The sequence below is a fragment of the Castellaniella sp. WN genome (genome assembly GCF_054457555.1).
The window spans coordinates 53,320-78,863 of the sequence record NZ_JBTKZC010000002.1; the positions used below are offsets into that span (position 1 = coordinate 53,320).

Here is a 25,544-nt window from a genome sequence, read left to right on the forward strand (position 1 = left end):
CCTTTACAAAATCTGCTCGACGGCGGCGGCCACGTGGTCGGCCGTCAGCCCGAAATGTTTGAACAGCGCGTCCGCGGGCGCGGATTCGCCGTAGGTGTCGATGCCCACGACGGCGCCCGTCGTGCCCACGTATTTGTACCAGGTCGTCGTGCCGCCGGCCTCGACGGCCACGCGTGGCAAGCCCGCCGGCAGCACCGAATCCCGCCAGGCGGCGTCCTGGGCGTCGAAAACCTGGGTGCAGGGCATGGACACCACGCGAGTCGCCACACCGCGCGCGGCCAGGCGGTCCTGGGCCTGCAGGGCGAGTTCGATCTCGGAGCCCGTGGCGATCAGCACGGCGCGCGCGCCCACCATGTCGCGCAGCACGTAGCCGCCCCGGGCGATGGCGTCCGTGGTGGCGGCGTCGCGGGCCACGAAAGGCAGGTTCTGGCGCGACAACAGCAGCGCCGAGGGCCCCCCGCCGTGGACGGCCATGCCCAGACTGGCGGGCCGCGCCAGGGCGCACTGCCAGGCGACCGCCGTTTCGGTCGTGTCGCAAGGCCGCCAGACGTGGAGATTGGGGATCAGGCGCAGGCTGCCCGCGTGCTCGATCGACTGGTGGGTGGGGCCGTCCTCGCCCAGGCCGATGGAGTCGTGGGTGAAGACGTGCACCACGCGCTGTTTCATCAGCGCGGCCATGCGCAGGGCGTTGCGGGAATAGTCGGAGAAGGTCAGGAAGGTGCCGCCGAAGGGCAGGTAGCCGCCGTGCAGGGCGATGCCGTTCATGATGGCCGCCATGCCGAATTCGCGCACACCGTAGTTGATGTGGCGCCCGGACCGGGGGCCGCCGGCCGCGCGGCGCACGGGTTCGACGCCCTTCCAGTCGGTGAAGTTGGAACCGGTCAGATCGGCCGAGCCGCCCAGCAGTTCCGGCAGGATTTCCGCAAAGGCCGCGATGGCCTGCTGCGAGGCCTTGCGCGACGCGATGGATTCGGCCTTGTCCTGGGTGGACAGGACGTAGGCGCGGGCACGCTCGGCGAAATCGGCCGGCGGCTCGCCCGCCATGCGGCGGCACAACTCGGCGGCCAGTTCAGGATGGGCTTCGGCGTAGCGGTCGAAACGCGACTGCCACTCGGACTGCAGGTCCGCGCCGCGCGCGTGGCCGTCCCAGTAGCCGTAGACTTCGCGCGGGATTTCGAAAGGAGGATGGTTCCAGCCCATGGCCTTGCGCGCGGCGGCGATCTCGTCGGCGCCCAGAGGCGAGCCATGGACTTTTTCGGTCCCGGCCTTGTTCGGAGCGCCGCGACCGATCACGGTGCGGCAACAGATCAGGGTCGGGCCCCGTCCGGCGGCGGCATGCGCGCGCGCCTGGACGATGGCGGCGTCGATCGCGTTCATGTCATGGCCATCGACGCCGCGCAGGACGTTCCAGCCGTAGGCCTCGAAGCGCGCCGGGGTGTCGTCGGCGAACCAGTCCCGGACCTCGCCGTCGATGGAGATGCCGTTGTCGTCGTAGAACACGATCAGACGAGACAGCCCCAGGGTGCCGGCCAGCGAGCAGGCCTCGTGGGAAATGCCTTCCATCAGACAACCGTCGCCGACGAAGGCGTAGGTGTCGTGGCCGATCAGTTCGTGCCCCGGGCGGTTGAATTCTCCCGCCAGCAGCGACTGGGCGAGTGCCATGCCGACGGCGTTGGCCAGGCCCTGGCCCAGCGGGCCGGTCGTGGTCTCGACACCGGGGGTGACGCCGACTTCGGGATGGCCGGGAGTGCGCGAATGCAGCTGGCGGAACCGGCGCAATTCGTCGATGGGCAGATCGTAGCCGGTCAGATGCAGCAGGGCGTAGAGCAGCATCGAGCCATGGCCGTTGGACAGCACGAAGCGGTCGCGGTCGATCCAGGCCGGGTCGGCCGGGTTGTGGCGCAGGTGCCGCGTCCACAGCACGTGGGCGATGTCGGCCATGCCCATGGGCGCCCCGGGATGCCCGGAATTGGCTTGTTGGACGGCATCCATGGCCAGGACGCGGATGGCATCGGCCATGGAGGGATCAAGGGCGGGCAAGGCGCTCATAGGGTCTTGGGGGCAAGCGCCGCACGACCGAAGCCATGGCCTCACCGCATACAGAATCACAAAGCCATGGATTTTACCACCCTGCCCGATCCGGTTTATATTCCACGGCACCCGCACAATGGTCATTGCCCCGCCCGCCATGTCGCATCCCCGCTTCTTCTGCGAGATCCCGCTGGCCGCCAGCGGGCGCATCGAGTTGCCGCCCGCCCCGGCGCATCACGCGCTGCGCGTGCTGCGGCTCGCGGACGGCGCCCCCCTCGTCCTGTTCGATGGCCGGGGCGGCCAATACCCCGCCGCGCTGCGCATCGAAGGCCGGCGCGCCCTGGCCGAACTGGGCGCGCACGAGGCCGTCGAAAGCGAACTGCGCGGGCGGCTGGTCCTGATCCAGGGACTGGCCTCGGGCGACAAGATGGACTGGATCGTGGAAAAAGCGGTCGAGCTGGGCGTGGCGGAGCTGCGCCCCGTGGCTGCCGAACGCAGCGTCCTGCGCCTGTCCGGCCCCCGCCTGGACAAGCGCCTGGACCATTGGCGCGCCGTCGCCCGGGCGGCCAGCGAGCAATGCGGCCGCAACCGGCTGATGATCGTCCACCCGCCCGCCCCGCTGGCAACCTGCCTGGAGGCCGTGAACGGTCCGGCGCTGTTCTGCCACCCGGCAGGCCGCCTGGATTTCCGCGCGGCCCTGGCCGATGTGCATGACAGCCTGGCGCTGATGGTCGGCCCCGAGGGCGGCTGGTCGCCGGAGGAACTGGCCCTGGCGCGGCGCCGGGGCCTGACGGGCGTGCGCTTCGGCGCCCGGGTGCTGCGCACCGAGACGGCCGGGCTCGCACTGGCGGCGGCGGCGGCGGCCTTGCTGGACTGGTAGGGGGTAAGCAGCCCGGCGGCAAAAATACCCCCTGAACAAGCAAACGGCGCCTCGGCGCCGTTTTTTCTACTCTTGTGGAGGAATCAGGATTCCTCGCGGCCGGAATACGGCGTAGGATCGACGCCCGGCTCGGGGGCGGGATGCGCCCCGGCATGCTGGATGGCGTAGGCGAAGCGGCGTTCGTTGTTCTGACCGAATTCCACCACGTCGTCGCAGACGGCCTGAATGGCCCGGGCATCGTCGGCCAGGGCGGGATCACCGGAATGCAGGTGCCGGAACCACAGGAACAGGCCTTCCTTCTGATCCGTCAGGGTGTCGCACAAACCATCGTACAGGGCGTCCAGGTTGCCGCCGAAATACTCCGGATAATCGATGGCCTTGACCACGGCCCGCAACACGGCGGAGCGATTGCGCGCCCGGTCGCAATCGACGACGAAGGCCGCCAGGCCGGCCTCGGCCGCGGCCTCCAGGGCTGCCTGCTCGCTCACCGCCCGGGCATCCACCACGCCTTGCGTAAGCATTTTTTTTATCTGGACCGGACTCATGCGGACCACTCCTTGAAAAAAGCGATGACTTTTTCAGCCTGGTTCAGACTGTCTGCCCTGCCCAGCGCAATGAGGCTGCGGGTGTAGCCGGATTCGAACAGCAAATAGGACGCCAGTGCGCCGCCCCCCGGCTCGATCCTGCGCGGCGAAACGCCCAGCACGCGAAACAGGGTGCGCACGGCGCCCGGCAATTCATCCAGATGCTCCAACGCCAGCTCGTCCAGGGACCGGCTGGGCGCGATCATCAGGGTATGGATGGGTCGCAGTGAATCGCTTTTTAAACGATTTGCGGGGATTCGTGCAAGCAGCTCATTGATTCGCTCCATGCGCTCCATGTCCATGGACACGCCATCGAGAAAAATGTTCGACAGCGTATGCCCGGCGACCTGCGCCAGATTGGGATACGGTGGATCCAGCCCGCGGATGTCGGGGCTGGTTTCGTCCCTGTAGTTGGTGCCGATGACGAAGACGCGCTCGGCCCCCAGATGGATGGCCGGACTGATCGGAGCCAGCTGGCGCATCGAGCCGTCCCCGCACCAGAGCGTGCGGCCGCCCATCAGGATGGCACGTGCGGGAAAGACGAAGGGAATGGCGCTGGAAGCCATCAGATGGTCCACGCCGATGGAGCCCGCCACGGCCCGCCGCAAAGTGCGCGACCAGGGCTGGATGCACTGCCGGGCCTGGTAGAAGGTGATGTGCTCGCCCGTGGTGTAGGCCGTCGCGGTGATGGCCAGGGCGCTCAGGTGGCCGCGATCCAGATTGGTCCGCAGGCGGGGAAAACTGAGCGAGCGGCCCAGCAGGCCGGCCAGGGGTTCATTGTCCAGCAGTGAATGCGGCGCGTAGCGGGACAATTGCGGCCGGATCCAGCCCAGGCTCAACATGCCCAGCCATTGCAGGCCGGTGCGCATCAACCGCGCGGCGTCCGAATAATAGACGTCCGGAGTACGCAGCGCCTGCCACAGGCCGCACAGGTGATCGACGGCGCGATGCGGCTGATGGGCCCGGCAGGCCAGGGCGGCGGCGTTGATGGCCCCCGCCGAAGTGCCGCAGACGATGTCGAAGGGATTGCGGAAGTCCCGCCGGCGGTCCGTGTCCAGCAACTCCAGCACGCCCGAGAGCACGCCGGCCTGGTAGGCGGCGCGGGCGCCGCCGCCCGTCAGGACCAGGCCGACCCTGGGCCGCGCGTCGAAGGCGCCGGACGGCGCATCGGACGCGAGCCGCTGGCCGGACGCTGCCCTAGGCGTGACGAGGCTTGTTGGCATCGACCACGGTCAGCGCGGTCATGTTGACGATCCGCCGCACGGTGGAACTGGAGGTCAGAATATGCACTGGCGCGTTGGCGCCCAGCAGGAACGGCCCCACCGCCACATTGCCGCCCGCCGCCGTCTTGAGCAGGTTGTAGGCGATGTTGCCGGCATCCACGCTGGGGCAGATCAGCAAGTTGGCCTCGCCGTGCAGCGTGGTGGACGGCAGGATGCGCTCGCGCAACGCCGGATCCAGGGCGCAGTCGCCATGCATCTCGCCGTCGATCTCCAGGCCGGGATCGCGTTCGCGCACCAGGGCGAGGGCCTGGCGCATCTTCTCGCCCGAGGACGAGCTGCCGGTGCCGAAGTTGGAGCGCGACAGCAGCGCGGCCTTGGGCTCGATGTTGAGGCGGCGCATTTCGGCCGCCGCCATCAGGGTGATCTCGGCGATCTGGGCCGCGTCGGGATTGTCATTGACGTGCGTGTCCGCCAGCGCCAGGGTGCGCTCTTCAAGGAGCAGGATGTTCATGGCCGCGTAGGTGCGGGCGCCGGGCTGCAGCCCCAGGACCTCGTCGACGAAGCGCAGATGGTTGCCATAGGATCCCACCGTGCCGCAGATCATGCCGTCGGCATCGCCCAGGCGCACCATCATGGCGCCGATCAGGGTCAGGCGGCGGCGCATCTCGACGCGCGCCATTTCCTTGGTGATGCCCCGGCGGCACATCAATTCCCAGTACGTGGTCCAGTACCGGTGGAAGCGCTCGTCGTGCTCCGGATTGGTGACCTCGACGTCGACCCCCAGGCGGATGCGCAGACCGTATTTCTCGATGCGGTCGGCCAGTACGGCGGGACGACCGATGAGGATGGGCTTGGCCAGACGCTCGTCCACTACGATCTGCACGGCGCGCAGCACGCGCTCGTCCTCGCCTTCGGCGAAGACGATGCGTGACTTGCCGCCCTCGCGGATCATGGCGCGCGCCGCCGAGAACAGCGGCTTCATGAAGGCGCCGGAGTGGTAGACGAACTGCTCCAGCTGGCCCGCGTAGCCTTCCAGGTCGGCCAGGGGCCGGGTGGCCACGCCATCGTCCATGGCGGCCTTCGCCACGGCGGGAGAGATCCGCACGATCAGGCGCGGATCGAAGGGCTTGGGAATGAAGTAGTTGGAACCGAAGGACACGTCGTACAGGCCGTAGGCGGCGGCCACGATGTCGTTCTGCTCTTCCCGGGCCAGCTTGCAGATCGCCATGACGGCGGCCTTTTCCATGCCGCGCGTGATGGTGGTCGCCCCCACATCCAGCGCCCCGCGGAAGATGTACGGGAAGCACAGTACGTTGTTGACCTGGTTGGGAAAGTCGGACCGGCCGGTGGCGATCACGGCGTCGGGGCGCACCGCCAGCGCGTCGGCCGGCAGGATTTCCGGGTTGGGGTTGGCCAGCGCCAGCACCAGCGGGCGCTCGGCCATCTTCTGCACCATGTGGGGCTTGAGCACGCCGCCGGCCGACAGGCCCAGGAACACGTCGGCGCCGCCGATGATGTCGTCCAGCGTGCGCGCATCGGTCTTCTGCGCGAAGCGGGCCTTTTTCTCGTCCATCAGGACCGTGCGGCCTTCATAGACCACGCCCTCGATGTCGGACACCCAGATGTGTTCCAGCGGCAGGCCCATGTCCATCATCAGTTCCAGGCAGCCCAGGGCCGCCGCGCCCGCGCCGGACACCACGACCTTGACCTTGGAGACGTCCTTGCCCACGACTTCCAGGCCGTTGATGAAGGCCGCGGTCACGCAGATGGCGGTGCCGTGCTGGTCGTCGTGGAAGACGGGAATGTTCATGCGCTCGCGCAGCTTCTTTTCGACATAGAAGCATTCCGGCGCCTTGATGTCTTCCAGGTTGATGCCGCCGAAGGTGGGTTCCAGGCCCGCGATGATATCCACCAGCTTGTCCGGATCCTGCTCGTTGATCTCGATGTCGAAGACGTCCAGGCCGGAGAATTTCTTGAACAGCACGGCCTTGCCTTCCATCACGGGCTTGGAAGCCAGGGGTCCGATGTTGCCCAGCCCCAGCACGGCCGTGCCGTTGGTGATGACGCCGACCAGATTGCCGCGCGCTGTGTAGCGGAAGGCGTTGTGGCCGTCGGCGACGATTTCCTCGCACGCGGCGGCGACCCCGGGGGAATAGGCCAGGGCGAGATCCCGCTGGTTGGAAAGCTGTTTGGTGGGAGTGACCGAGATTTTCCCGGGACGGCCGTGCTCGTGATATTCGAGCGCCGCGGCGCGCAAGGATTCGTCCATGGTAAGGCAGCCTTGATACGTATGTAGGAGGAGAGTGTGCTGCCAGCCATTCTAGCCGCTTGCGCCGGCCCGCGGTATGGCGCGGGACGCATGCGGGCCATATGGGCAGACTGGCCCCGCCCGGCTTGTCGGAAGACTGTTGCTCAGAACCGCTGTCCCCGTTCCGGGAAGACGCCGTCCGGATCGAACAGGGCGCGCACGGCGCAGTCCGTCTCGCGCTCCGCCTCTCCGGGACCCGGACGGCGCCCGTAGCGCAATTCATAGGGTCTCTCGGACGGGCGCCCGGCGCGTTCGTCGAACACCAGCCATTCGACCCAGCCCAGTTCGCCGCCGTGGCCCAACAGCAGATGGGCCAGGTTGACGGTGCGGCCGGCCGCCGGCCGCAGAGCGTCCAGCCGGTAGCGCCCGTTCCAGGGGCCGCCGGCGGGCTGTGCCGAGACGAGTTCGAACAGCCGGGGGATCATGCCCTGGACCCGCAGGTTGTCCAGCGGCTTGCGGTTGTCCACCCCGAAGGCGCCCAGATTGGCCTGCGTGCCGTCGGCCAACAGCACCAGCGCGTGCGCCAGGCCGCTGGCGGCCGTATCGCCGCGATCCCAGTCGCAGCCACGCCGATCGGCCAGCCAGGCGGCCACCGTCAGGTGCGGCGGCTGGTCGCGGAATTGCGGCAATCCGGCCTGCTCCAGTTCGCCGATCAGGCAACCGGGCTGCACGAACCAGCGCGGATCGTCCGGCCCCAGACGCTCGCAGCGCGCCATCGCGGCTCCCGGCTCGACCCACAGCACAGGGCCGTCGTCCAGCCGCGCCGCCGAAGGCACACCGTCCAGGGCCAGGGTGACGCCATGCTCCAGGCACAGGGATCGAGCGTGATAGACATCCTGCATGTGCCCCGGCACCAGCCGGGCGCTGCCCGCCTCCGTGGAGAAATCGTGCACCGTGCCCTGTGCGACGCGGCGCAGGCGCGCCAGGAAGGTCTCCCAGGGGGATTGTTCCGTGCGGCGGCCGACCAGGAATGCGCGGCGCGAGGGAGACTGCATGGCGGGGCTCCGGGGACGAGGGGCGACGGGACTACAATCGGGCTTTCATTCCGAACAGCATTGCAAGGTTGCGCGATGGTCCGACTGGCCGACAGAACCGAACGCACGGCGCCATTCTACGCCGTGGAAGTCCTGAAACAGGCTCAGGCCCTCGCGGCCCAGGGGCGCGACATCATCAGCCTGGGGATCGGCGAGCCCGACTTCACCGCCCCCGCGCGCGTGCTGGAAACCCTGAACCGGGCGGCCGACGCCGGCCTGAGCGGCTATACCGCGCCCGCCGGCATCCCGGCGCTGCGCGAGGCCATCACCCACTACTATGGCACGCATTTCGGCGCGACCGTGGACCCGTCGCGCGTCCTGGTCACCTCGGGCGCCTCGGGCGCCCTGCTGCTGGCGGCGATGGCCCTGGTCGATCCGGGCGACGAGGTTCTGATGCCCGACCCGTCCTACCCCGCCAACCGCAACTTCATCACGGCGGCCGGTGGGGTCACGCGCCTGGTGCCGACCACGGCGGAACACCGCTACCAGCTGCGCCCGGAGGATATCGACGCCCACTGGGGGCCGGCCACGCGCGGCGTGCTGATCGCCTCGCCCAGCAACCCCACCGGCACATCCATGCCGCGCGAGGCCCTGCGCGACCTGGTCGCCGCCGTGCGCGCGCGTGGCGGCTTCGTCATCCTGGACGAGATCTACCTGGGGCTGTACTACGACGAGCCGCCGCACAGCGGCCTGGCGCTGGACGACGACCTGGTGGTCATCAACAGCTTCTCCAAATACTTCCACATGACGGGCTGGCGCCTGGGATGGCTGATCGCACCCGAAGCCATGATGCCCGCCCTCGAACGCCTGGCCGCCAGCCTGGCGATCTGCGCTCCGGCGCTGGCCCAGCACGCGGCGCTGAGCTGCTTCGAGCCCGAGGTCATGCAGGTCTACGAGCACCGGCGCCTGTCGTTCAAGGAAAGGCGCGACTATCTGCTGCCGGAATTCGCACGGCTCGGCCTGGATGTCCCCGCCCCCCCGGATGGGGCCTTCTACATCTTTGCCGACGTCCACGGGCTCGGGTCGGGCAGCGCCGAATTCTGCCGCCGCCTGCTGCATGAGGCCGGGGTCGCCGCGGTGCCGGGCCTGGACTTCGGCCAGGCCCATGCGGACCGCACCGTGCGCTTTTCCTATGCCACCGGCCTGGACCGCCTGCGCGAGGCCGTCGACCGGATGGCGGCGTTCCTGAGGACGCTGTAGGATCTCAGTTCTTGGGCGGAATGCCCGAGGCCAGGGCGATGCGACGGCGTTCGGCCAGCACCCGGGTGCCATAACCGCCGTCGCCGGGCCCGGTCGCACCGACGTAGCAGGCCAGGCCTCCCTCGATGCCGCCGCGCCGGCGGATGCAATCCGCCAGGATCTGCGCCCCGACGCGGATGTTGACCACCGGATCGAAGGCCGCCGCCGGCCCGCCACTGGGCCGCAGCTTGGCCCGGTGCACGCTGGTCATGACCTGCATCAGGCCCTGGGCGCCCACGGCGCTCTCGACAAAGGGGTTGTAGCGCGATTCGATGGCGATCACGGCCAGCAGCAACTGCGGGTCCAGCTTCTGTTCGCGGCCGACGTCGAAGGCCGTCCGGATCAGGGCACCCGCCACGCTGTTGGCAATACGGTATTTGCGCGCCAAATAACTGCGCAGGGCATGCGCCTGAGCCTGGGTCACGCCCGGGATCGGCTGGTCGCGCAGGCTGGCGGCCAGGGCGCCTGCAAAACTCAGGCGCCCGTTCCCCACCCCGTCGGCCTGGTCCGCGGAACCCGCTGCCTGGCCCGTGTCCACCGCCGCATCGGTGGCGGCGCCGTCGGCCGGATTGGCGGGCGGCGCGGCGCCCTCGCCAGGCGCCTGGGCCGCCCGCGGCAGCGACCAGTCCGACACTTCGCTCTCGTCATCGGACGCATAGCCGCCCCCGTCGGCCTGGAACATCGCCAGGACGACCTCGTGCAGCTGCTGCGACTGCTGGCGCATGGACGGCAGCACCAGGCTCAGTCCCAACGTGGTGAGCACGGCCAGGCCCAGGTAGATGGCGCTGACGTGGACGAACTCGCCGACGGGCCGCAGCACGGCATGCACGCCGTGCCGCAGCCGTTCAGGAACGGACCGCATGGGCACCTCCGGAAACCGTCCAGGCGGGGGGAGTGGTAATCTTGGGCACGACGCCACTGTAACCGATCGACGATACTGCCGTGAAATACCGCGACCTCCGGGACTTCATCGCCCAATTGGACCGCCAGGGCCAGCTCAAGCGCATCGCGCACCCCGTTTCCACCGCCCTGGAAATGACCGAAATCAGCGACCGGGTCCTGCGTGCCGCCGGCCCCGCCCTGCTGTTCGAGCACCCGGAGCACGCCGGCCAGGCCTGCGGCACCCCGGTATTGACCAACCTGTTCGGCACGCCGAAACGCGTTGCCTGGGGCATGGGGGCCGAGGACGTCTCCGCCCTGCGCGAGACCGGCGAACTGCTGGCCTCGCTGCGCGAGCCCACGCCGCCTCAGGGCATGCGCGACGCCCTGTCGAAAGTCTCCATGCTGAAATCGGCCCTGTGGGACATGAACCCCCGGCAGCTGCGCGCTCCGCCTTGCCAGGAAATCGTCATCGAGGCCGGCGACGTGGATCTGGACGCCCTGCCCCTGCAAAGCTGCTGGCCGGGCGATGTGGCTCCGCTGCTGACCTGGGGCCTGGTGATCACGCGCGGCCCGCGCGCGCGCCGCCAGAATCTGGGCATCTACCGTCAGCAACTGATCGGCCGCAACAAGCTCATCATGCGCTGGCTGTCGCATCGCGGCGGCGCGCTGGATTTCCGCGACCATGGCCTGGCCCGTCCGGGCGAACCCTTCCCGATCGCGGTGGCGCTGGGCGCCGATCCCGCCACCACGCTGGCGGCCGTCACCCCTATTCCCGACAGCCTGTCGGAATACCAGTTCGCCGGCCTGCTGCGCGGTTCCCGCACCGAACTCGCACCCGCGCTGGGCAGCGGCCTGTCGGTGCCGGCTCACGCGGAAATCATCCTCGAAGGCCATATCCTGCCAACCACCGACCCGCGCGCGCGGCGCCCCGACGTGCCCGAGGGCGTCACCCCGCCGCCGGACACCGGCTACGAGATGGCCCTGGAAGGCCCTTACGGCGACCACACCGGCTACTACAACGAGCAGGACTGGTTCCCGGTCTTCACGGTGGAACGCATCACCCACCGGCGCAACCCCATCTACCACAGCACCTACACCGGCAAGCCACCCGACGAACCCGCCGTCCTGGGCGTGGCCTTGAACGAGGTCTTCGTTCCCCTGCTCAAGCGTCAGTTCCCGGAAATCGTCGATTTCCACCTGCCGCCCGAAGGCTGCAGCTACCGCCTGGCCGTGGTGTCGATCCGCAAGCAGTACCCGGGCCACGCCAAACGCATCCTGTTCGGCCTGTGGAGCGTGCTGCGCCAGTTCATGTACACCAAGTTCATCGTGGTGGTGGACGAGGACATCGACCCGCGGCAATGGCCCGAGGTCATCTGGGCCATGACCACGCGCATGGACCCGGTGCGCGACACCCTGCTGGTGGACAACACGCCGATCGACTATCTGGATTTCGCATCGCCCGTGTCGGGACTGGGCGGCAAGATGGGGCTGGATGCGACCAATAAATGGCCGGGCGAGACCCGGCGCGAATGGGGCCGGCCGATCAGCATGACGCCCGAGGTCAAGCGGCGCGTGGACGAGATGTGGGGGGATCTGGGTTTGTAAGGAGCCCTGGCGCAGCGCCATCCAGGGCGACACCTGACCACGGGCGAGTATTACGGCGGCTGAAGCCGTGCGCTCAAAGCGGCGGGGGCAACGCATGTGGGGACGCACGGCGTCCGCCATCGCTCGGCGACCGACATTGCCAATTCGGGTATCCCGGTCAAGGTCGGCATGGCCCTGACGGCGCACAAGACCGTGGCGATGTTCATGCGCTACGTCCACACCGAGGACAAGCCGGTGCGGGAAGCCGCCGAGCTGGTGGCCAATCGGCGCAAGACAATCACGGACGCGCGCCGTACTGAAGAGGTGCAGGCATGATCCGGTGAAAGGTATCCGTTCCGTCGTTAGCAGCACTTTCGGCGCTGCTAACGACAGCAAGGCGACCGCAGCCCTTCTCTATGGCCGCCACGAGAGCCATTTTCCGCTTCCGGATTTCCTCCAGTCCTGGCACAGTGATTGATTTCACGCAGGCATGCCCAATGCTCGGTCAGGCGACGTGAGCAGGAGGCCCCGAAGTGGATAGCGGTTGTACTGCCAGCCGCAGGCCCATTGCCTTGAGGATGGCGGTCAGGCTGTTCAAGGCTGGGTTGCCCTTGGGAGAAAGCGTGCGGTAGAGCTGCGTCGGGTTCAGGTGTGCCTGCTCGGCCACCGCCTGCACGCCGCCGGACGCCTGCGCTAGCTGGCGCAGCACGGTCAACAGTTCGGCCTGGTCGCCGTCTTCTAGGATGCCGTTGATAACGTCGAGCGCGAGCGCCGGATCGCTGCGGTACAGCTCGGCCATCGCTTCATCATGGGTTCTGCTTCTCATTCGTCGGTTCTCCGTTGCCAGTCCTGCCAGTAGTCCACCGCACGTTCGATGTCGGTGTCCTGCGTGCGCTTATCGCCACCGCACAACAGCAACACCAGCCGCTGCCCCGACAGGGCGTAATAGACCCGGTAGCCCGGCCCCACATCGATGCGCAGCTCCCACACGCCATTACGACAGAACTTGTGATCGCCGAAGTTGCCTTGCTCGATGCGGGCCACGCGCCGGATGATCGCCACCTTGGCTTTGCCATCCCGCAGGTGGCCCAGCATTCGATGTAAAGATCCTTCTGCCCGTCGGCCGTCAGGTAGTGCTCGATTTGATACATGATCATTTTCGTTTATAGACGAATGAGAGTCAAGGTAAGAAAACGACGACCCATGCCCGAACTGTCGCAACGCTGTCACGACAATTCGGGCAGGCAGTGGCTTTGCCCCAGGATTCGCCAGGCACCATCTGGCAAATTGATCGGGCCACCGCGAGCGGCAGCGGGGTCATGCCGTGGCCGCAGTGGAACGCGGCGATCCGCCCGTGATCGCCAGTCGCCGATTCGCCACCAGTTCGGCCGCATCCCGCACCGGCTTGTCCTCGGTATGAACGTAGCGCATGAACATCGCCACGGTCTTGTGGCCTGTGAGCTTCATGCCCACCTTGGTCGGCACGCCCGAGTTGGCAATGTCGGTCGTCGCCCGGAGACGGATGCCGTGCGTGCCAACGTGCGGCACGCCTGCGGCCTTGTTCAAGAGCCGGGCGGGTACGCCCCAAGGCGGGGTCATCTCGCCCGTGCTCGCGAACATGACGTTGGACGGCTTGGAAGCTGCAGTTCTTGCGAGCACCGGAGGATCGGAGCGCGCACACCGCAGGGCCAAGCTCAACGTCATCCGCTATGCCGATGACTTCGTGGTGACAGGCGCGTCGAGAGACGTGCCCGAATCCGTCGTCCTGCCTGCCGTCCGCCGCTTCATGGCGACACGCGGGCTGGAACTGTCGGAGGAGAAAACCCGGATCACGCACATCACGGAAGGATTCGATTTTCTGGGCCAGACCGTGCGAAAGTACGGTCGCCAGTGTTTGACCAAACCAGCGAAGAAGAGCATCACGTCGTTGCTGGCCAAAGTCAGGGAGATCATCAAAGGCAATGCAACCGCCACGCAGGCGGCGTTGATAAGGCTGCTCAACCCGGTAATCCGTGGCTGGGCTGTCTACCATCGCCACTCTGCTGCGAAAACAACCTTTAACCGAGTCGATAACTTCATCTGGCACATGCTCTGGAGGTGGGCAAAGCGCAGGCATCCCGCCAAAGGAGCACGGTGGATCGAGAAACGGTACTTCCGAACGATCGGAAACCGGAACGGGGACTTCGCCACGAAGGGCTCTGCCGACGGCAAAACCATCGGCCTTCGACTCTTCCGCACGATGACGGTGGCGATCACTCGGCACATCAAAGTCCCTGCCGCCGCCAATCCGTTCGATCCGGCATGGACCAGTAACCTGGACCGCCGTCGAGCCTCGAAGCGTTCCGTCAAACTGTTCGGTGCCAGCCTATGGTGCTGAAGAGTGGCTTGAGCCGGATGCGGGGTGACTCGCACGTCCGGTTCTTAGGGGGCGGCGGCGCAGCAATGCGCCGCCGCTACCCGACGCCGTGATACGGTGAAGGGAACAGCAAGACCGCCTACACCCCACTCAGCCACACACCCGCCGTTGGCAAGTGCGCAGCACGCGCAGGCCCGGATCAACGATCCAGGCCGGAGGCGTCAGGGATCAGCGCCAAATGGCTGTGATTTGGCACGAAGCACGGGGCGCAGCCCGCGAGCCCGACGGCGGTACGCCGGGACGCACGACTATGGCTTGTCGTCCTTGAGGGACAGTGTTCCGCGAGATTCGAGCAGACGCCGCGTGTTCTCCAGTTCCTTTTGCAGCAATTCGGCATCGGGCAGCACCGTCCGGTAGTTGGCCGCCATCACCTTGGTCGGCAAGCCATCCAGCGCATACCGTGCCAGGGCATGGCCCTTGTCCGCGCACAGGATCAGGCCCACCGGCGGGTTCTCATCCGGGTAGGCCCAATGCTCCTTGGCATAGTTGCAGTACATATGCATCTGCCCCACATCGGCATGGGTCAGGCTGCCCAGCTTCAGGTCGATGATGACCAGGCAGCGCAGCTTCCGATGAAAGAACAGCAGATCCACCCGATACCAGGTCTGGTCGATGCGTAACCGACGCTGCCGCCCGACGAAGGTGAAGCCTTCGCCCAGCTCCAGCAGGAAGTCCTCCAGACGCTGGATCAATGCCGCTTCCAGGTCGGATTCCGAATACTCGTCCTTGAGGTCGAGGAACTCCAGCACATACGGGTCTTTGATCGCGTCATTGGGCGTGACTGCATCTTCGGGCTTGGCCACCGAACCCTTGACCAGCATCGCCGCTTTGTCCTTGGACAAGGCTGTGCGCTCGTAGAACTGGCTGCCGATCTGCCGGTCGAGCTGGCGCACGCTCCAGCCGCCGCGCAGCGCCTCGGTCTCGTAGAACTGGCGGGCATGGTCATCCTTGACCGATAGCAGCCGGACATAGGCCGACCACGGCAAGGTGAAGGCCTGGGCCAGTTCAGAGAGGTCGAATTTCCGAGACACTGTCTGGGATTTCTCGGCAGGCAACTCATTTCCCAATTTCCCAGACAGTGTCTGGGAAATCTCGGGCTGGGAGTACGCGAGGAAGAAACGCCGCATGCTCTCCAAGTTGTTGACGCCAAACCCACGTCCGAATCGAGCCGTCAGGTCTGCGGACAGCCGCTCCATCAACTGCTCGCCGTAACCGGCCCGTCGCCTGCCTTTCTGCTCGGCTTCCACGATTCGGCGGCCAATCTCCCAATAGCTGGCCGTCATCAGCGCATTGACACTGCGCGCCGCTGCCTGGCGCGCCGCATCCAGCAGTTCCACGATGCCGCCGTGGATGCCGGCATAGCCAGCCGGTAAGGCGGTGCGTTTCCCCGCTGCCGCAGGCGTCTTCCTTGTCATGCTGTCACCTCCATAGAGCGGGATGCCCCGGTAATCGCCAACCGCCGATTCGCCACCAGTTCGGCCGCGTCCCGTACCGGCTTGTCCTCGGTATGAACGTAGTGCATAAACATCGCCACGGTCTTGTGACCTGTGAGCTTCATGCCCACCTTGGTCGGCACGCCCGAGTTGGCAATGTCGGTCGTCGCCCGGTGACGGATGCCGTGCGTGCCAACGTGCGGCACACCTGCGGCCCTGAGCACGCGCGTCCAGCCGCCGTAGTGCTCACCGTGGGTCATGTGCCGGGTCGGATCGTTGGGCGATGGCAGGACGTAGGGGCAGCCCTCCCAACGCGGTGCCGTCGAAAGCAGCCGATAGGCTTCCTCGCTCATGGGCTTGGAGATGCCGCCCGTCTTGCTGTCGGGCCAGACGACGCGCCGCTTCTCCAGATCAACCCAGCCCCATTCGAGCGTGCAGATTTCGGAGCGGCGGGCGGCAAACTCGAATTGCAGGCGGATCGCCAGCGGGATGACATAGTTCTCCAGCCCTTCCGCCTCCAAGTGTTCCAGGTGGCGGAAGATCCGCACCAGTTCCTCGTCCACGATAAGCCGGGTTTCCTTGCCGGGCGGGTACATCGGGACGTGGCGGCATGGATTCGTGCCATCTGGGCGCAGCCCCCATACTTCGGCCAGGTTGAACATCTTGCGCAGCACGCCGAAGGTGCGATTGGCTTCGGCCTGCTTGTAGGCCAGCTTCTTCATCAGCGCAGCCACGTCCGGGCGCTTCACGTCCTGCACCTTCATTCGACCCATGATCGGGATGATGAATCACCCCGGGAATCGCGGAGGCTGTTTGGTTAAAGTAAAACCGCCTCAGCAGCGGGTGTTGCAAGCACTTGATAGTACCGTTGTTCGGCCTCGGCGGGGGGGATGTCGCCAATCGATTCCAGCAGCCGCTGATGATTGAACCAGGCCACCCATTCCAAGGTGGCTAATTCCACGGCAGCCTTGGTCTTCCAGGGGCCACGCTGATGAATCAGTTCTGCCTTGTACAGGCCGTTGATGGTCTCGGCCAGGGCGTTGTCATAGGCGTCGCCCGTGGCCCCCACCGAAGGGCTGATACCCGCCTCGCCCAGCCGTTCGGAATAACGGATCGACACGTACTGCGAACCGCGATCCGAATGATGGACAAGGCCTGCGGCCGGATCGGGGTGCCGGTCGTAGAGCGCCTGCTCCAGGGCATCGAGCACGAAGTCTGTGGTCATCCGCGAGCTCGTGCGCCAGCCCACGATGCGCTTGGCATACGCATCGATGACGAAGGCCACGTACATCCATCCCTGCCAAGTGGATACGTAGGTGAAGTCAGCCACCCACAGGCGATTGGGTCGATCAGCATGGAAGGCCCGACGCACCAGATCGCGCGGGCAGGGTTTGGAGGCATCGGGAACCGTCGTGCGTATCCGCTTGCCCCGGCGCACTCCCTCGATCCCCAGGCGGCCCATGAGTCGCTCGACCGTACAGCGGGCAATGGGCATGTTCTCCCGATGCATCTGGCGCCAGATCTTGCGCGCGCCGTAGACTTGGAAGTTCTGATCCCAGACGCGGTAGATGTCGACCATGCGCTGCTCGTCCCGTTTGGCCCGGTGGCTGCGTAGATCTGGATTGCGACACCGGGCGGCATGGCGCCTGTAGGCTGACGGGGCGACCTGCAATACCTTGCAGATCGGCTCGACCCCGTACAAGTCTCGGTGCTGATCGATGTAGGCGTTTATTTCTTCAGGACGCGGTCGAGCTCCGCCTGGGCGAAAAAAGCGCTGGCCGTCTTTAGAATCTCGTTGGCTCGGCGCAGCTCCTTGACCTCGCGCTCCAGCGCCTTGATGCGTTCCTGCTCGGCCTGCGGGATACCGGCACGTACACCCGTCTCCACCTCCTGGGCCCGAACCCATTTGAGCAGCGAATGCGGCGAGCAGCCAATCTTGGGTGCAATCGATGTGACGGCAGCCCACTGCGACGCGTACTCGTCGCGGTGTTCCAGGAGCAGGCGCACGGCCCGTTCACGGATCTCAGGTGAAAATTTGGTTTGATTGTTGACCATGGCTCCATTCTCTCAAAGCTTGGAGCCTCCTCAAAACCCGGGGTGATTCATGATGCAACGGTCGATGACGCCCTGATAGCCGCGCTGCGTGCTGGGCTTGTTGCGCTGCTTGGAGTAGTCCTCCATGAAGGTGTGGCAAAACTCCTTCATGGTCGGCGCTTTGCGGGCGGCGTTCTTGCGCACCTCGGCCAGCCATTCCCGCGCCTTCGGCTTGCTGCCCCCCGAGGGGGCGCTTTTTGCCTTGGGACGGCCCGGCGGCAAAAAATACCCCCACGCCGCGCCTTCGGCTTGCTGCCCCCCCGAGGGGGCGCTTTTTGCCTTGGGGCGGCCCGGCGGCAAAAAATTCAGGCGTCCGGATCGTGGTGCCGGCGCTTGCCCAGCCAGACCAGGCCGGCGATCAGGGCCGTCTTCAGGGCGATGCCGCGCCGCCGGCGGTTGGACACCACCGACGTCAAGAGCGACAGCAGCACAGGGTAGCGGCGCAAGGCCTGAAGCCCGCCACCCAGCCAGCCCAGCCCGACCGATCCCAGGCGATCGCGCGCATGGGCCACCAGGACTTCGGGCCGCAATTCGTCGGCCAGCCGGCAGGCGCCGCGCCGGATGGCCAGGCGCTCGTAGCCGGCGCGCATGCGCAGCAACTCGATGCGCAGGCGGCGGTCCGCCGCGGTCGAGGGTGCGGCGCGATCGTCGGGCCGATGGCTCATGGCACATCCTCCGGGATCGGATCATCCTGCGGGGGGGACGCGACGGCGCGGCCCGACGGACCGCCGCCGTGGGCCGGAGGTTCCGCCGTGCCGGCCAGCGCCCCGGCGTCCTCGCGCAACACTTCGGCCGTCACGGCGAACGGATCGGGGTCGTGCCGCAGGCGATGGATCAGCCAGCCGGCCAGACCCGCGCCCAGCACCGCGTACAGCAGCGCCAGCAGGCTCAGGGCCAGGAAACGGTATTCGGTCGGCCAGAAGACCAGGGCCAGGGCCAGCGTGGCCACCAGCAGCGCGAGCAGCAGGAAGACCGCCGCCGCCAGCAGCGCCGCCAGACGGCACAACAGGCGGTCGCCGGCGTCCCGGGCCTCCAGCCCGAAGAGTTCCAGGCGAGTGCCGGCCAGGGCCGCCACCTGGGCGGCCAGGTCGGAGAACGCGCGGCCGAGCGGTCCCATCGATCAGGGCCTAGCGACGGGACAGCAGCGCGCCCAGCAGCAGGCCGGCCACCCCGGCGATCCCGACGGCCTTCCAGGGGTTGGACTGGACGTATTCGTCGGTATCATGCGCGACCTTGCGCCCCTGCTCCAGCAGGCTGGCCTGCGTTTCGGACAGCGCTTCACGGCCCTGGTCCAGCGCCTTCAGCGCCCGGGCGCGCAGATCGGCGGCCTTTTCTTCCGTCGCCTCGGCGGCTTCGCGCAGGAGCTTTTCGGCCTGGTCCAGGCTGAACTTCAAGTCTTCGATCAACGCGTCTCCCGCGGATTGCGTGGCGATTTGCTTGCGAGTGGCCATGGACAACTCCTGTATGAGGGAATGACGAAGTTTCATCCTACCCGATCCAGGCAAACCCGATGTATCAAAACATGAGATAGCTGATGCGGATCAAGAACGGACGGACCGGCGGCGGAAACAGGCCTTCGCGCCGCACCGCCCCGGGCGTCGGCGAAAGACCGGCGATCAATCCGCCTTCTGCCGCGTACCGAAGATGCGGTCGCCGGCGTCGCCCAGGCCGGGGATGATGTAGCCATTCTCGTTCAGGTGGTCGTCGATGGAGGCGGTGTAGATGTGCACGTCCGGATGGGCGCGCTCGACGGCGGCGATGCCCTCGGGCGCGGCCACCAGCACCAGGGCGCGCACGGTACGGGCGCCGGCCTGCTTGAGCATGTCGATGGTGGCCACCATGGAGCCGCCCGTGGCCAGCATGGGATCGACGATCAGCGCCAGGCGCTGGTCCAGCTGCCCGACGAGCTTTTCCAGGTAAGGCTGGGCCTGCAGGGTTTCCTCGTTGCGCGCGATGCCCACCGCGCTGACCTTGGCGCCCGGGATCAGCGTGAGCACGCCGTCCAGCATGCCGATGCCGGCGCGCAGAATGGGCACTACGGTGACCTTCTTTCCGGCCAGCTTCTCGACGTCGACCTCGCCGGCCCAGCCGGCGATGCGCACGGGCTCCAGCGGCAGGTCCTTGGTGGCCTCATAGGTCAGCAGGGCGCCGACTTCCTGGGCCATCTCGCGGAAATTCTTGGTGCTGAGGTCCGCACGCCGCATCAGGCCCAGCTTGTGGCGGATCAGGGGGTGGCGGATTTCATGGATGGGCATGGCGGCTCGGTCGTCGAAGGCAGGTCGTGATGCAGTGTAACTCGCTGCGCGGCCGCGACGACCGGAAACGGGCCCCGGGCATCGGGCTCCGCACTAGAAAATCTCGAACAGCGCGACCGCCCCCATGCCCCCGGCGACGCACATCGTCACAACGGCGTGGCGCGCCTTGCGGCGCCGGCCCTCCAGCAGCACGTGGCCCGCCAGCCTGGCCCCGGTCATGCCGAAGGGATGGCCAAGGGCGATCGCGCCGCCGTCGACGTTCAGCCGCTCCGGAGGAATGCCCAGCCGCCGCTGGCAATACAGGGACTGGGAGGCGAAGGCCTCGTTGAGCTCCCACAGGTCGATGTCCTCGACCTTCAGCCCGTGCCGCTCCAGCAGGCGGGGGACGGCGAAGACGGGACCGATGCCCATTTCGTCCGCCTCGCAACCCGCGACGGCGAAACCCCGGAAGGCCCCCAGGGGCGACAGGCCCAGGCGCTCGGCCTCCCGGGCCTCCATCACCACGCAGGCCGAGGCCCCGTCCGAAAGCTGGGACGCGTTGCCCGCCGTGACGAACTGGCCCGCCCCCCGCACCGGCGCCAGGGCAGCCAGCGCTTCATAAGTCGTGCCCGGCCGGTTGCAAGTATCGGCGGCGACCGTGATCGCCCGATGACTCACCGCTCCGGTCGCCCTGTCGGTCACGGCCATGATCGTCGCGCAGGGCACGATTTCCTCGTCATACCGGCCCGCCTGCTGGGCCGCATGGGCGCGGCGCTGGCTTTCGAGGGAAAACAGGTCCTGGTCCTCGCGGTCGATGCCGTAGCGCGCCGCCACGATATCCGCGGTTTCCAGCATGCTCATATACAGCGCCGGATAATGCGATTCGATCCAGGGATCCAGCGTCGGATCCGGCTCGCCAGGGGCGGGCCGGCGCAACAGCGAAATGCTCTCGGCACCGCCTGCGACCACCGCCCGGGCGCCTCCCGCGATGGCCCCGGCCGCGACGGCGATCGCCTGCAGGCCCGAGGCGCAGAACCGGCTCACTGTCTGGCCAGCCGCCGAGACGGGCAAGCCCGCCCGGACGGCGGCCTGGCGGCCGAGATTGCGGCCCGTGGCGCCCTCGGGATAGCCGGTGCCCAGGATCACGTCCTCGATCCGCCCCGGATCAATCCCGGCGCGCTCCACGGCCGCCCGGACGGCGAAGGCGGCCAGCGTCGGGCCCGGCGTCAGGTTGAACTCGCCCCGATGCGATTTGGTGAGCGGCGTGCGCGCGGTGGAAACGATGACGGCTTCACGCATGGAAACTCCTTTTGGGCCGGTTCAGGCTGGCGAAATCGCGCCCCTGCTCGACCAGCCGCGTCAGCAGGGGGGACGGCCGCCAGAACAGGGGATCGTCCCGGACATACGAGCGGATGTCGGCCAGGATCGACGCCAGCCCCACGGCATCGGCATAATGCATCGGCCCGCCCAGACGGCGCGGAAAGCCGTAGCCATGCAGCAGCACGACATCGACGTCCAGCGGGCGCAGCGCGATCCCTTCGCGGACGATGTTCGCGCCTTCGTTCACCATCGCCGCCACGCAGCGGCGCACGATTTCCTCCTCGCCGAAGGTCCGCGGGGCCACGCCCGCGCGGGTGCGCTCGGACTCGACGATGGCCAGCACTTCGGGATCCTCGGCCCCGGCGCGCCCGCCCGGCGCGTAGCGATACCAGCCGCGCCCCGTCTTCTGTCCGAACCAGCCGCGCTCGCACAGGCGATCGGCGACCCGCACATAGCGGGCGCGGGGATCCCGCATCGCCGCCTGGCGCTTGCGCATGGCCCAATTGATGTCGCCGCCCGCCAGATCGTAGACCTGGAACGGCCCGATGGGAAAGCCGAAGCGGCGCAAGGCTGCGTCGATGGCATAGGGAGAGGCCCCGTCCTCCATCATCACGTTGGCCGCCTGGCGGTAGGCGGCGAGCATCCGGTTGCCGATGAAGCCGTCGCACACCCCGGCCCGCACGGGGATCTTGTCCAGCCGCCGCGCCAGAGCGAAGGCGCTCGCCACCGCGTCGGGGCCGGCCGTCGCGGGCACGACGATCTCCAGCAGTTTCATCACGTGGGCGGGCGAGAAGAAGTGCAGGCCGATGACGTCCGCGGGCCGCGATGTGCCGGCCGCGATGGCGCCGACATCCAGATAGGACGTATTGGTCGCCAGGATGGCGCCCGGCTTGCAGACGCGGTCCAGCTCCGCGAAGACGGCCTGCTTGACCGCCATGTCCTCGAACGCGGCCTCGATCACCAGGTCGGAGGCCCGCAACGACGCATAATCGTCCGCGCCGCCGCAACGCGCCAGCACGGCGTCGCGATCCCCGGCCGGCAGGCGCTTCCTGGTCACCAGCCCGTCCAGGATCGCCTCGACGTTGGCCCGGCCCCGGGCGACCCCCGCGGCGTCGCGCTCCACCATGCCAACCCGGTAGCCGGCCAGCAGGGCCGCCACGGTGATGCCCGCGCCCATGGTGCCGCCTCCGACCACCCCGATCGACTGGATGACGCGAGGCGAGGCCGCGGCGGCCTCGGGCACCTTGGCCGTCTCGCGCTCGGCGAAGAACGCATGGGCCAATCCCGCGCGCGCCGCATCGTCCACCCCTTCCTGAAAAGCCGGATCGGACATGATCGGCCTCAGTCGGGGATGACGGCCGTGGCTTCGATCTCGACCTTGGCGCGGTCCTCGATCAGCGCGGCGACCTCGATGGCGGTCATCGCGGCATTGAAACTGCCGATGAGTTCGCGGAACGCCTTGCCGATTTCCGGATAGGCCGCGACGTATTCATCCTTGTCGGTCACGTACCAGGTCATGCGCACGATATGCTCGGGCCGCGCGCCCCCTTCTCGCAGCACCTCGATGATGTTCCGCAGAGCCTGACGCACCTGGCCCGCCATGTCGTCCGTATGGAACACGCCCTGCGCATCCCAGCCGATCATGCCCGCCACACACACCATGCGGCCGCGCGCGGCCACGCCGTTCGCATAACCCTTGGGACGCGGCCAACCGGGAGGAAGTAGGACTTGCATGGGAATTCTCCTTATCGAAAAAACGAAGCGAAAGCCGCGCCGGAGACAGGACACTAGGCCGCCGCCAGGGCGGCGCGGACGTCCTCGGGCAAAACGATGGCGCGATGGGTGTCCAGGTCCGTGAACACCAGAACCTGACGCGAAGCGACCCGCAGGATTCCGTCCCCGCTGGCTTCCAGCGCCAGCGTCAACGACTTGCCGCCGATCCGCTCGACGGCCAGGCCGAAGCGCAGCGTCTCGCCCATCCGGCCGACGGCGCGAAAATCGCATTCCAGGCGGACGATGGGCAGTCCGATGCGGCGCGGCCCCAGCATGCGCGCATAGGAAATCCCCAGGCCGTCGGTGAACCAGTCCTCGACCAGCTGGTTGAACAGCACCAGATACTGCGGGAAGAACACGATGCCGGCTGGATCGCAATGCGAGAAGCGGATCGGATACTCGCGCGCGAAGTGCGCGGCGGACGAGGGGGCGGCAGGGGCCGTCATCGTCAGGCGTCCGCCGGGCGCAGCAGTTCGCGCGCGATGATGAGCCGCTGTACCTCGGTGGCGCCTTCGTAGATGCGCAGGGCCCGGATTTCGCGGTACAGCCGCTCCACCGGCTGGCCGTTGACCACGCCCAGCCCGCCGAACATCTGCACCGCGTCATCGATCACCCGCTGGGCGTTCTCGGTCGCCGTCATCTTGGCCATCGCCGCCTCACGCGTCACCCGGCCGCCCCGGTCGCGCAGCCACGCCGCCCGGTAGGTCAGCAAGGCGGCGCTGTCGATCGCCGTGGCCATCCGCGCCAGCTTCGACTGCGTCAATTGGAAATCCGCCAGCACGCCGCCGAACATCCTCCGCGTGGTGGCGCGTCCGAGCGCCTCGTCCAGCGCGCGCCGGGCGAACCCCAGCGCCGCCGCCGCCACGGACGTGCGGAACACGTCCAGCGTGCGCATCGCCACTTTGAACCCCTCGCCCGCCGCGCCCAGACGCCGGGACGCGGGCACGCGGCACGCGTCGAACCGCAGCCGCGCCAGGGGATGCGGCGCGATCACCTCGATCCGTTCCGCGATTTCCAGGCCCGGCGTATCCGCATCGACGATGAAGGCGGTGATGCCGCGCGCGCCCGGCGCCTCGCCCGTGCGGGCGAAGACGACATAGAAATCGGCGATGCCGCCGTTGGAAATCCAGGTCTTCTCGCCATCGAGGACGTAGTCGTCGCCCTCGGCGCGCGCCGCGCAGGCCATCGCGGCCACGTCCGAGCCCGCATCCGGCTCGGACAGGGCGAAGGCGGCGATCGCCTCGCCCGCGGCCACGGGCGCGAGATAGCGATCTCGCTGCCCGGGCGTACCGTGCAGCGAGATCGCGCCCGACCCCAGGCCCTGCATCGCGAAGGCGAAATCGGCCAGACCGGAATGGCGGGCCAGCGTTTCCCGGATCAGGCAGACGGCCCGGGTGTCGATGACTTCGCCCGTGCCGCCGTGGGCCGTGCCCGCGACGGCATGGCGCAACCAGCCATCCCGTCCCAGCGCGCGCACCAGCGCGCGGCACTCTTCATCCACGTCCGGGCCGTGCGCGACCCCGGCATGCGCGCCCGCCCAGGCGTCGAGCGCCATGGCCAGTTCGCGGTGGCGCGGCTCGAAGAACGGCCATTCCAGGTAGGACAGGTCGGCCACGTCAATTCCCCTCGAAGACCGGTTTTTGCTTGGCCACGAAGGCCTCGTAGGCGCGCGTGAAATCCTGGGTCAGCATGCACAGCGCCTGGGCCTGGGCCTCGGCCTCGATCGCCTGCTCGATGGTCATGGCCCATTCCTGGTGCAGCATGGTCTTTGTGATTCCGTTGGCGAAGCTCGGCCCCCGGGACAGCTGCGCCGCCAGCGCCCGGGCCTCGGCCAGCAGCGCCTCGGGTTCGCACAGACGATTGAAAAAGCCCCAGCGCTCGCCCTCCGCCCCGCCCAGGCCGCGGCCGGTATAGAGCAGTTCGCTGGCGCGGCCCTGGCCGACGATGCGCGGCAGGATGGCGCAGGCGCCCATGTCGCAGCCGGCCAGGCCGACCCGATTGAACAGGAAGGCCGTCTTGCTGCGCTCCGTGCCCAGGCGCAGATCGGAGGCCATGGCGATGATGGCGCCCGCCCCCGCGCAGACGCCATCCACCGCCGCCACGATGGGCTGCGGACAGGCGCGCATCGTCTTGACCAGTTCGCCCGTCATGCGAGTGAACATCAGCAGTTCCGGCGCCTTGAGCCGCACCAGCGGGCCGATGATGTCGTGGACGTCGCCGCCCGAACTGAAATTGTCCCCGGCGCCGGCCACCACCACCGCCTTCACGTCGTCGGCCCATTTCAGGCCGTGGAACAGGTCCCGCAGCTCGGCGTAGCTGTCGAGAGTCAGCGGATTCTTGCGCTCCGGGCGGTTCAGCGTGATCGTCGCCACATCCCCTTCCACCGTCCACAGGAAATGGGTCGCGCGGTAGCCGGCCAGGGGGCGCCGGTTTCCGGCCAGAAGCCGGGGATCGATCGGGTCGTCACTCATCGGGAACTCTCCTCGTTGTTTCACGTCTTGCGCGCCAT

General features: G+C 67.7%; 23 protein-coding genes, 5 pseudogenes and 1 other annotated feature. Of the genes and pseudogenes, 5 read left to right on the top strand and 23 right to left on the bottom strand.

The features are described 5' to 3' along the window. Window positions 1–3: 3 nt before the first annotated feature. Complete coding sequence (tkt, locus tag ACTPOE_RS14100; RefSeq protein ID WP_458872886.1) at window positions 4–2,049, bottom strand: transketolase; 2,046 nt, start codon at window positions 2,047–2,049, stop codon at window positions 4–6. Between the two features lie 139 nt (window positions 2,050–2,188). On the opposite strand from tkt, the gene ACTPOE_RS14105 reads away from it, so the two are divergent. After that, window positions 2,189–2,911: a 16S rRNA (uracil(1498)-N(3))-methyltransferase gene (locus ACTPOE_RS14105; RefSeq protein ID WP_458873502.1), complete on the top strand. Its 723-nt coding sequence runs from the start codon at window positions 2,189–2,191 to the stop codon at window positions 2,909–2,911. 83 nt (window positions 2,912–2,994) lie between these two features. Here the strand turns inward: ACTPOE_RS14105 and ACTPOE_RS14110 are convergent, their stop codons facing one another. The 4 genes from ACTPOE_RS14110 to ACTPOE_RS14125 all read right to left on the bottom strand — a co-directional run bounded on the left by ACTPOE_RS14110 (window position 2,995) and on the right by ACTPOE_RS14125 (window position 8,021). After that, the gene (locus ACTPOE_RS14110; protein ID WP_458872887.1) at window positions 2,995–3,456 is read right to left on the bottom strand and encodes a barstar family protein; all 462 of its coding nucleotides are present in this window, start codon (window positions 3,454–3,456) and stop codon (window positions 2,995–2,997) included. Then, window positions 3,453–4,718 (bottom strand): patatin-like phospholipase family protein, encoded by a 1,266-nt coding sequence (locus ACTPOE_RS14115; RefSeq protein ID WP_458872888.1) that lies wholly within the window; start codon window positions 4,716–4,718, stop codon window positions 3,453–3,455. The genes ACTPOE_RS14110 and ACTPOE_RS14115 overlap by 4 nt, the downstream gene beginning before the upstream one ends. Continuing rightward, window positions 4,693–6,987 carry an NADP-dependent malic enzyme gene (locus ACTPOE_RS14120; RefSeq protein WP_458872889.1) on the bottom strand — a complete coding sequence of 765 codons (2,295 nt, stop codon included), beginning with the start codon at window positions 6,985–6,987 and terminating at the stop codon, window positions 4,693–4,695. The genes ACTPOE_RS14115 and ACTPOE_RS14120 overlap by 26 nt, the downstream gene beginning before the upstream one ends. Before the next feature lie 143 nt (window positions 6,988–7,130). Beyond that, window positions 7,131–8,021 carry a hypothetical protein gene (locus ACTPOE_RS14125; protein ID WP_458872890.1) on the bottom strand — a complete coding sequence of 297 codons (891 nt, stop codon included), beginning with the start codon at window positions 8,019–8,021 and terminating at the stop codon, window positions 7,131–7,133. 75 nt (window positions 8,022–8,096) lie between these two features. Here ACTPOE_RS14125 and ACTPOE_RS14130 point away from each other — a divergent pair, with 75 nt between their 5' ends. Further along, window positions 8,097–9,260, top strand: coding sequence for a pyridoxal phosphate-dependent aminotransferase (locus ACTPOE_RS14130; RefSeq protein ID WP_458872891.1), 1,164 nt, complete (start codon window positions 8,097–8,099; stop codon window positions 9,258–9,260). 4 nt (window positions 9,261–9,264) lie between these two features. On the opposite strand, the gene ACTPOE_RS14135 is transcribed toward ACTPOE_RS14130, so the two are convergent. Next, a complete protein-coding gene (locus tag ACTPOE_RS14135) occupies window positions 9,265–10,161 on the bottom strand; it encodes a lytic transglycosylase domain-containing protein (RefSeq protein ID WP_458872892.1) in 897 nt (298 codons plus the stop codon). An 80-nt stretch (window positions 10,162–10,241) separates the two neighbouring features. On the opposite strand from ACTPOE_RS14135, the gene ubiD reads away from it, so the two are divergent. Further along, window positions 10,242–11,786 carry a 4-hydroxy-3-polyprenylbenzoate decarboxylase gene (gene ubiD / locus ACTPOE_RS14140; protein ID WP_458872893.1) on the top strand — a complete coding sequence of 515 codons (1,545 nt, stop codon included), beginning with the start codon at window positions 10,242–10,244 and terminating at the stop codon, window positions 11,784–11,786. A gap of 18 nt (window positions 11,787–11,804) precedes the next feature. Beyond that, window positions 11,805–12,101 (top strand): annotated as a pseudogene (locus ACTPOE_RS14145) (tyrosine-type recombinase/integrase); the annotation flags it as partial. A gap of 169 nt (window positions 12,102–12,270) precedes the next feature. Here ACTPOE_RS14145 and ACTPOE_RS14150 read toward each other — a convergent pair. The 3 genes and pseudogenes from ACTPOE_RS14150 to ACTPOE_RS14160 all read right to left on the bottom strand — a co-directional run. Further along, window positions 12,271–12,591 carry a helix-turn-helix domain-containing transcriptional regulator gene (locus ACTPOE_RS14150; RefSeq protein ID WP_458872894.1) on the bottom strand — a complete coding sequence of 107 codons (321 nt, stop codon included), beginning with the start codon at window positions 12,589–12,591 and terminating at the stop codon, window positions 12,271–12,273. Continuing rightward, the gene (locus tag ACTPOE_RS14155) at window positions 12,588–12,860 is read right to left on the bottom strand and encodes a type II toxin-antitoxin system RelE/ParE family toxin (RefSeq protein WP_458872895.1); all 273 of its coding nucleotides are present in this window, start codon (window positions 12,858–12,860) and stop codon (window positions 12,588–12,590) included. The genes ACTPOE_RS14150 and ACTPOE_RS14155 overlap by 4 nt, the downstream gene beginning before the upstream one ends. A gap of 222 nt (window positions 12,861–13,082) precedes the next feature. After that, window positions 13,083–13,325 (bottom strand): annotated as a pseudogene (locus tag ACTPOE_RS14160) (tyrosine-type recombinase/integrase); the annotation flags it as partial. A gap of 46 nt (window positions 13,326–13,371) precedes the next feature. Between ACTPOE_RS14160 and ACTPOE_RS14165 the strand changes: the two are divergent. Then, window positions 13,372–14,142 (top strand): group II intron maturase-specific domain-containing protein, encoded by a 771-nt coding sequence (locus tag ACTPOE_RS14165; RefSeq protein ID WP_458872896.1) that lies wholly within the window; start codon window positions 13,372–13,374, stop codon window positions 14,140–14,142. Between the two features lie 287 nt (window positions 14,143–14,429). Here the strand turns inward: ACTPOE_RS14165 and ACTPOE_RS14170 are convergent, their stop codons facing one another. From ACTPOE_RS14170 to ACTPOE_RS14235, 14 genes and pseudogenes are all read right to left on the bottom strand, one after another. Next, a complete protein-coding gene (locus ACTPOE_RS14170; protein ID WP_458872897.1) occupies window positions 14,430–15,596 on the bottom strand; it encodes a PDDEXK nuclease domain-containing protein in 1,167 nt (388 codons plus the stop codon). Then, window positions 15,593–16,399 (bottom strand): annotated as a pseudogene (locus ACTPOE_RS14175) (tyrosine-type recombinase/integrase); the annotation flags it as partial. The pseudogene ACTPOE_RS14175 and the gene ACTPOE_RS14170, both read right to left, overlap by 4 nt. Before the next feature lie 32 nt (window positions 16,400–16,431). Continuing rightward, window positions 16,432–17,669, bottom strand: a protein-coding gene (locus ACTPOE_RS14180) for an IS3 family transposase (RefSeq protein WP_458870381.1) whose coding sequence is annotated in 2 segments (ribosomal slippage) — window positions 16,432–17,387 and window positions 17,387–17,669 — 1,239 coding nt in all. Because the reading frame shifts where the segments join, the coding sequence is not laid out codon by codon here. Further along, window positions 17,272–17,388 (bottom strand) — a sequence feature (AL1L pseudoknot). (Overlaps the previous gene by 117 nt.) Before the next feature lie 48 nt (window positions 17,670–17,717). Beyond that, window positions 17,718–17,873: pseudogene (locus tag ACTPOE_RS14185) on the bottom strand (integrase); the annotation flags it as partial. A gap of 140 nt (window positions 17,874–18,013) precedes the next feature. Next, entirely contained in the window at window positions 18,014–18,373 is a 360-nt protein-coding gene (locus ACTPOE_RS14190; RefSeq protein WP_458872898.1) for a hypothetical protein, read from the bottom strand. After that, window positions 18,370–18,825, bottom strand: a complete 456-nt coding sequence (locus ACTPOE_RS14195; protein WP_458872899.1) for a phage holin family protein — start codon at window positions 18,823–18,825, stop codon at window positions 18,370–18,372. The genes ACTPOE_RS14190 and ACTPOE_RS14195 overlap by 4 nt, the downstream gene beginning before the upstream one ends. 10 nt (window positions 18,826–18,835) lie before the next feature. Next, entirely contained in the window at window positions 18,836–19,159 is a 324-nt protein-coding gene (locus ACTPOE_RS14200; RefSeq protein ID WP_458872900.1) for a DUF883 family protein, read from the bottom strand. A 165-nt stretch (window positions 19,160–19,324) separates the two neighbouring features. Further along, the gene (gene upp, locus ACTPOE_RS14205; protein ID WP_458872901.1) at window positions 19,325–19,963 is read right to left on the bottom strand and encodes a uracil phosphoribosyltransferase; all 639 of its coding nucleotides are present in this window, start codon (window positions 19,961–19,963) and stop codon (window positions 19,325–19,327) included. Between the two features lie 93 nt (window positions 19,964–20,056). Then, window positions 20,057–21,241, bottom strand: a complete 1,185-nt coding sequence (locus tag ACTPOE_RS14210; RefSeq protein WP_458872902.1) for an acetyl-CoA C-acyltransferase — start codon at window positions 21,239–21,241, stop codon at window positions 20,057–20,059. After that, a pseudogene (locus ACTPOE_RS14215) lies at window positions 21,234–22,559 on the bottom strand (3-hydroxyacyl-CoA dehydrogenase); the annotation flags it as partial. The gene ACTPOE_RS14210 and the pseudogene ACTPOE_RS14215, both read right to left, overlap by 8 nt. Before the next feature lie 44 nt (window positions 22,560–22,603). Further along, window positions 22,604–22,996, bottom strand: a complete 393-nt coding sequence (locus ACTPOE_RS14220) for a RidA family protein (protein WP_458872903.1) — start codon at window positions 22,994–22,996, stop codon at window positions 22,604–22,606. 53 nt (window positions 22,997–23,049) lie between these two features. After that, window positions 23,050–23,481, bottom strand: a complete 432-nt coding sequence (locus ACTPOE_RS14225) for an acyl-CoA thioesterase (protein WP_458872904.1) — start codon at window positions 23,479–23,481, stop codon at window positions 23,050–23,052. Window positions 23,482–23,483: 2 nt separating this feature from the next. Beyond that, window positions 23,484–24,650 carry an acyl-CoA dehydrogenase family protein gene (locus tag ACTPOE_RS14230; protein ID WP_458872905.1) on the bottom strand — a complete coding sequence of 389 codons (1,167 nt, stop codon included), beginning with the start codon at window positions 24,648–24,650 and terminating at the stop codon, window positions 23,484–23,486. A gap of 1 nt (window position 24,651) precedes the next feature. Further along, a complete protein-coding gene (locus tag ACTPOE_RS14235; RefSeq protein ID WP_458872906.1) occupies window positions 24,652–25,506 on the bottom strand; it encodes an enoyl-CoA hydratase family protein in 855 nt (284 codons plus the stop codon). Window positions 25,507–25,544 lie beyond the last annotated feature (38 nt).